This is a genomic window from Sulfuricurvum sp. (assembly GCF_049305995.1).
Classification (GTDB): Bacteria; Campylobacterota; Campylobacteria; order Campylobacterales; family Sulfurimonadaceae; genus Sulfuricurvum.
The window spans coordinates 1-5,920 of record NZ_JBAQPS010000152.1 but is presented as its reverse complement, the minus strand read 5'-3'; the positions used below and the strand labels follow the sequence as shown (position 1 = coordinate 5,920).

The window sequence follows — 5,920 nt, the reverse complement described above, 5'->3', positions numbered from 1 at the left end:
GCAGTGGAAAGAATATTCTCTTTATGATTTCATAAATATTTTAGAATTATCGCTTGAAGAAAAGACTAATCTTGCAACTTTTCCAATTGGAGAATATATTAAATTTGTTACTATCTTAAATCGATTTCAAAAACTTTTAGAAAGAATGTATTGTGCTGAGTGTGGGCACATACTATATCCCGTTGAAGCTACAGTTGCCTCCTATGCTGTTATCAGATTTTCCTGTGAAAATCAACAGTGCGGTCAGCACCATGAAGTTATATATTTAAATCATTGTCTAAATGGTCAATGTCTCGCTATTATTGATAGTAGAGAATCCAAAAAATGTAATAATGGGTTATATATTTGTAATATCTGTGGAAGCTGTTGTTCACATGCTATGCTTGAACGAAGAAAAAATAATTTAGTAAAAAACAACTTATATGTTCATCCTGATTTAAAATATAAAATAGATAATAAATTAGGACATTTAGAAAGATCTGAATATTTTTGCTATAAATGTGGACAATGGATGGAAGAACTTTCTGATACTTCATATCAATGTAGGGACTGTAAGGTGCATTATGACTTGTCAAAGTATCCTTATTTAAAAAATATACGTATTAATCGTGGGCTTAGAGATGAACATTACCCTATCTCACCAAATGACTTAATCTTAAAATTAAAAACACTACTTTTGGATGAAAAACAATTACTTGAAGCAAATGGAATAAGTGAAAATAATATCTTTGGAATTTTGTTCAATAAAGTCGTTAATATTGACGGTAGCGAAATAAGCCTTGCAATGCTAAATAATAGAGAACTTACTAAGGAAGTTTTCGCATGAAAATAAATTTTTGGTTAGACGATAACTTCATTATTGTTTTAAACTATAAGAAAAATAAATGAAAAACTTTGATAAGTGGTATAAAATAAAAAAAGATACCGAACTCAACAGTCGAAAAATCGGTATAAAATCGACGAAAAAGAAATAAAGCGCTGCCATTAACAAAAGTATGGAGAAGTAATTACATGTATAAACAAGATTTAGATCGTCTTTTACAAAATAATTCAGTACCACGAGCAATGGTACTCTTTGGTGAAAATCACTTTTTCATCGATCGCTATGCCCACCGACTCTCCCAAATCGAGGGGGCATCGGTTCTAAACCTCTATCATGACGAATATGATTTTAACAGCGCCAAAGCCCACCTTTCCCAAGGATCGCTCTTCGGTGATCAAAACCTCCTTATCGTCAAACACGAAAAAAAACTCCCCAAAGCAGAACTAGATACGCTTGTTGAGCTTGTGGGTAAAAATGATGACAATTATTTTATCTATTGTTATGTCGGTGAAGATATCAAAAGCGTTGATACGGCATTCAAAGGTTCTCATGCTGGATCGGTTCGTTTCTATAACCCTTCTGCTGGAGAGGCCGGTGTGATTGTTGTTCAAGAAGCTAGACAATCCGGACTACAACTTGACCAGCGAGCCGCAATGCATCTACTAGAAGTCCATAATAACGACCTTTCACTTGCTTGCAACGAACTCTCTAAGCTCTCTATCTTGAATAAGCAGATTACAATTCATGATATTGATGAGAATGTATATGGGTTAAGTGAACTCAAATTGGATTCATTCCATATCAAAATCATTGAAAAAAAAGAGTTTTTACACGATTTAAAATTTTTGCTAGAAACAGGATTAGATGAAGTATTTATTATCACTTCGTTATGTAAAATGTTAACCGAATTATATTTATTTAATACAGTAATAAAAGTCAATGGATTCGCTGATCCAATCGCCGTATTAGGCTATAAACCACCTCCCAAGATTGTAGAGGAACGAGCCAAATTGTCCATCAAAATCTCACCTGAGGGGTATAAACGGGGGATTAATCTCCTCCTCGATACCGAGCTGAAGATGAAATCAACTGGAAGTCCCGATCAAGAATCATTGCTTCTTTCAGCGTTGCTGAAACTGCAATCAATCCTTTAATCAAAACTAATATTAAGCTATTTTTCAGTATAATCCGCGCGTTCCTTGCTCTTTGCAACACGACTGTCGTGCTGTATAACAACCATAAGGGGCGAACACCATAAGGAGACATACGCTATGAGACATTACGAAAACCTAGTAATCGTAAAACCTACTCTTACAGAAGAAGAGATTAAAAACACCATCGCTCTCGTTGAAGAAGTGATCACTGCAAACGGCGGTGAGATCGTTGCTCGCGACGCAATGGGAATGAAAAAATTAGCTTACCCGATCGAGAAAAACGCTCGCGGTTATTTTTACGTTATGTATTACAAATCTGCACCTGCTGCGATTGCTGAAATTGAACGTCGTTTCCGTATCAACGAGGAAATTTTGCGTTTCGTAACAATGAAATACGATTCAAAACGTGAAATTGCAGCTTGGAACGGTATGGTTGAAAAAACCAAAAAACCTGCTCCAACTGCTGCTGTTGCTGAGAAAAAAGAAGAAGTAGCTTCGTAAGTCATTACAAGGAAAACCTATGTTTAATAAAATTATTTTGGTTGGAAGACTCACTCGTGATATTGAACTCAAGTATTCACAAGGTGGATCGGCAATTGCCAATACTGGTATTGCAACTAATCGTACATTTACGGTGAACGGCGAGAAAAAAGAGGAAATATGTTTTGTCGACATCACTTTTTTCGGCCGCTCTGGTGAAGTCGCCAACCAATACCTTCGCAAGGGGAGCAAAATCCTCGTCGAAGGACGATTAAAATTTGATCAATGGGTTGACCAAACCAATGGGCAAAAGCGCTCTAAACACTCCGTTATCGTAGAAACGATGCAAATGCTCGATTCACGCAGCGAGGGTGGTTCTCAGGGCGGTTATAACGAATACAGCGATGCTGGAAATAGCGGCTATGATGCACCTGCACCTAAAGCGGCTTACACTCCTCCACCGTCGTATTCTAAACCCGCACCGGCAAGAATGCCGGAAAACAATCTCCCAGAGATTGATATAAACGAAGACGAAATTCCGTTTTAGAATAAGCACAAGGATAGAACCATGTCAGAAAAAAGAAAATACAAAAAACGTTATTGCAAATACTGCGAGCAAAAAGTTGATTTCATTGACTACAAAGATGTACAATCATTGAAATATTCACTCTCTGAGCGTTTCAAAATCATGCCTCGTCGTCTTACAGGTAACTGTAAACGTCACCAAGATATGGTTACAATCGCTATCAAACAATCACGCGCAGCTGCGTTGATTCCTTATACTGTATCACGTAAAGTGATCGCCGGCGCTTCTTTCGATAACAACTAAGAATCAGCACCACTAATGTCGGCATTTTGCCGACATTTTTTATCCTCTTCAATTAATATTCTAATCGTCTCTTTCCCTTGCTATAATGTCGTATTTATACAATGAGGGTAGTTATGTTTTTTGAACCAGGTTTTTTAGGCACGAAAGCCTTAATGTATATGGATATCGTTACCCTCTATTTTGCACTTCTCCCCTTTTTATTGGGATTCTCCGTCTATCAAGCCATCTGTGGAAACATAAAACTCCATTATCAAAGTCAATTCATTATTTTGGCTATTACCATTATTATGGTTCTTATTTTTGAAATAGGCGTAAGATTAACGGGAGGCTTTATCGAATATGCAAAGCAAAGTCCTCTGTCCTATGACTTTCTCCTGCTTTTTCTTGTCATTCATATTTTTATTGCCCTTATGGCGGTTGGGGGATGGATATATCTCATCATAGCCACCTATAAATCCTATCAAAACGGTATTTTGGAAAATAGTGAAAAACATCGTAAAATGGGTAAATGGATATTTACCGCATTAACCATAACGTCGATTATGGGATGTTCTATTTATCTCTTTTTATTCTAAAGTACTGTCATGAAAATAGCTCTTATTCTCCTAACTCTTATTTATAGTGTTTCCATAGCTTCTGAACCCACTACGAATCTCACAGAACACGTCAAAGCGGCTCTCCCCTCTGTTGTCAAAATAAAAGTCCAAAAAAGTGAAGTGAACAGAGATGAGAGTGAGCTAACGGCTACCGATTCAGGGAGTTCCGGATTTATTCTAAATGAGCAATCGTATATCGTCACCAACGCTCATGTTATAGGCGATGGTAAAAAGATTTCAGTGATCGATTATCAAAACAATGAATTCCCTGCGTATCTTGTAGCTAAGGATGACAAAACAGATATCGCCGTATTGCAATCCTATGGCTTAAATACACCAGCACTCGCCAAGGCTAATAGAGATGTAAATATTGGAGAAGGGGTTTTTGCAGTAGGTTCTCCTTTTTCTCTCGGACACAGTGTTAGCTATGGTATTGTAGGAGCCGTCAATCGTTTTCTCCCTAATTATCCTTACCTACAATTTATTCAAATCGATGCCGCAATCAATCCTGGAAATTCAGGGGGACCTCTCTTTAACCAAAAAGGTGAATTGGTCGGAATGATATCAACCTATTTTTCTAAACAGGGAAGCTACACGAATATCGCTTTTGCATTACCTATCGCGGATGTTCATCGAATAACAACTCAGCTTATAGAGCAAAAAAAGATTATACGAGGCTATTTAGGAGCCGAATTTTTATCCTCTGAGCGGATATCGCGTAAGTTAGGACTACGAGCTTCAATATTTGTAAGCAGAATTGAGCCAAATTCTTCCGCCCAAGAAAGTGGTTTACAAACAGGAGATCTAATCATAGGATTCAATGAAATAACCCTGAATGATGGCGGAGAACTTCACCGATATATGGAACAATCTCGTCCTAATGAAATGGTAACACTATCTGTGATTCGAGAGAAGCAACGTAAAAACATAACCATAAAGTTAGGATCTTCTCCGATACACTCAAAAGAGATAATAAATGCAGGTACAGCTGATAGCAGCGAAAAATTAGGATTGATTTTACGAGAAGAAAATTCTGAAATTGAAGTCGTTTTCACTTATGGTATGGCGAAAATAGTTGGTATTAATCCTAAAGATAGAATAAAAGAAATTAATGGGATCGAGACTAGCTCTTTACAAGAATGCAATACGCAACTATCAAAACTAAAAGAAGGTGAAATTGCCTTGGTTAAAATAAAACGAGAGAATAGTAACTTAGTAGTCCCTATTGGAAATAAAACAGCACTTAAAGCATATAGTAGCCAGAATTAATCCATCCACCGTCTTGGATCATATCCATCAGATGGGCGAATAACTGCCGCTTTTTGAAGTTTTTTGATCAATGTAATAACATACTTACCATCGACAAAACTTTGCTCTACAATACTCTTATCGTGCAATACAAACCCATGTCGCTCATAAAAATGGACTGCAGGTGAATCTTGAACAACACTGACACTGATATTCTCATAGAGTGCCCCTGCTTCAATAAACAGCTGCTCAATCATCTGTGACCCTATCCCCTTCCCTCGGAACTCAGGAAGGACTGCAATATTCAAAATAGGGGTATTGTCATCAATGTAGCCATTTGAACCGTGATCACCATTTAAACGGCGTATCCATACGGCACCGGAGAGCTGATTATCGACAAGAGCATACAGACCTAAGTCTTTACTGGTAAAGCCATAAAACTCATGATAAATAGAAAGATTAGGAAGTTCAGTTAATGATTTTTTGACATCATCTAAACGCATCGCATAATGGAGCATATCGGTAAGTATTTTTTGTTCGGAAGATCTGAGAAAATAAAATATTGGTTTCATAAATGAAAGTATACAGCAGTAATGCTAAGAGGTTGATTTTGACAATGAGTAAAAAATTTGTGATTTTTGTTATGAAAGATAGAATTAGAAGAAATCTGAGGCCAGGCGGCGACCTACGTTTCCACACCTGAAAGATGCAGTATTATGAGCGAAGAGGGTCTTAGCTTCCGGGTTCGGAATGGGACCGGGCGTTTCCCCCTCTCTATAGCCACCTGAGC

Annotated in this window: 7 protein-coding genes, 1 rRNA gene and 1 pseudogene; 7 read left to right on the top strand and 2 right to left on the bottom strand. The window is 37.3% G+C overall.

The window, feature by feature from the left end; translation table 11 throughout:
* From WA010_RS05100 to WA010_RS05070, 7 genes and pseudogenes are all read left to right on the top strand, one after another.
* A pseudogene (locus WA010_RS05100) lies at nucleotides 1-826 on the top strand (hypothetical protein); the annotation flags it as partial.
* A gap of 185 nt (nucleotides 827-1,011) precedes the next feature.
* Nucleotides 1,012-1,977: a DNA polymerase III subunit delta gene (gene holA, locus WA010_RS05095; RefSeq protein WP_422556064.1), complete on the top strand. Its 966-nt coding sequence runs from the start codon at nucleotides 1,012-1,014 to the stop codon at nucleotides 1,975-1,977.
* A gap of 117 nt (nucleotides 1,978-2,094) precedes the next feature.
* Nucleotides 2,095-2,478 carry a 30S ribosomal protein S6 gene (gene rpsF / locus WA010_RS05090; RefSeq protein ID WP_295013249.1) on the top strand — a complete coding sequence of 128 codons (384 nt, stop codon included), beginning with the start codon at nucleotides 2,095-2,097 and terminating at the stop codon, nucleotides 2,476-2,478.
* A 19-nt stretch (nucleotides 2,479-2,497) separates the two neighbouring features.
* Nucleotides 2,498-3,004 carry a single-stranded DNA-binding protein gene (locus WA010_RS05085; protein WP_422556063.1) on the top strand — a complete coding sequence of 169 codons (507 nt, stop codon included), beginning with the start codon at nucleotides 2,498-2,500 and terminating at the stop codon, nucleotides 3,002-3,004.
* Between the two features lie 21 nt (nucleotides 3,005-3,025).
* Complete coding sequence (rpsR, locus tag WA010_RS05080) at nucleotides 3,026-3,286, top strand: 30S ribosomal protein S18 (RefSeq protein WP_294895886.1); 261 nt, start codon at nucleotides 3,026-3,028, stop codon at nucleotides 3,284-3,286.
* Between the two features lie 113 nt (nucleotides 3,287-3,399).
* Complete coding sequence (locus WA010_RS05075) at nucleotides 3,400-3,861, top strand: DUF420 domain-containing protein (protein ID WP_422556062.1); 462 nt, start codon at nucleotides 3,400-3,402, stop codon at nucleotides 3,859-3,861.
* Nucleotides 3,862-3,870: 9 nt separating this feature from the next.
* Complete coding sequence (locus WA010_RS05070) at nucleotides 3,871-5,151, top strand: trypsin-like peptidase domain-containing protein (protein WP_422556061.1); 1,281 nt, start codon at nucleotides 3,871-3,873, stop codon at nucleotides 5,149-5,151.
* Here WA010_RS05070 and WA010_RS05065 read toward each other — a convergent pair.
* Both WA010_RS05065 and rrf read right to left on the bottom strand, forming a co-directional pair.
* Nucleotides 5,148-5,702 (bottom strand): GNAT family N-acetyltransferase, encoded by a 555-nt coding sequence (locus WA010_RS05065; protein WP_422556060.1) that lies wholly within the window; start codon nucleotides 5,700-5,702, stop codon nucleotides 5,148-5,150. The genes WA010_RS05070 and WA010_RS05065 overlap by 4 nt on opposite strands.
* A 100-nt stretch (nucleotides 5,703-5,802) precedes the next feature.
* Nucleotides 5,803-5,918, bottom strand: a 5S ribosomal RNA gene (gene rrf, locus WA010_RS05060).
* Nucleotides 5,919-5,920: the final 2 nt, after the last annotated feature.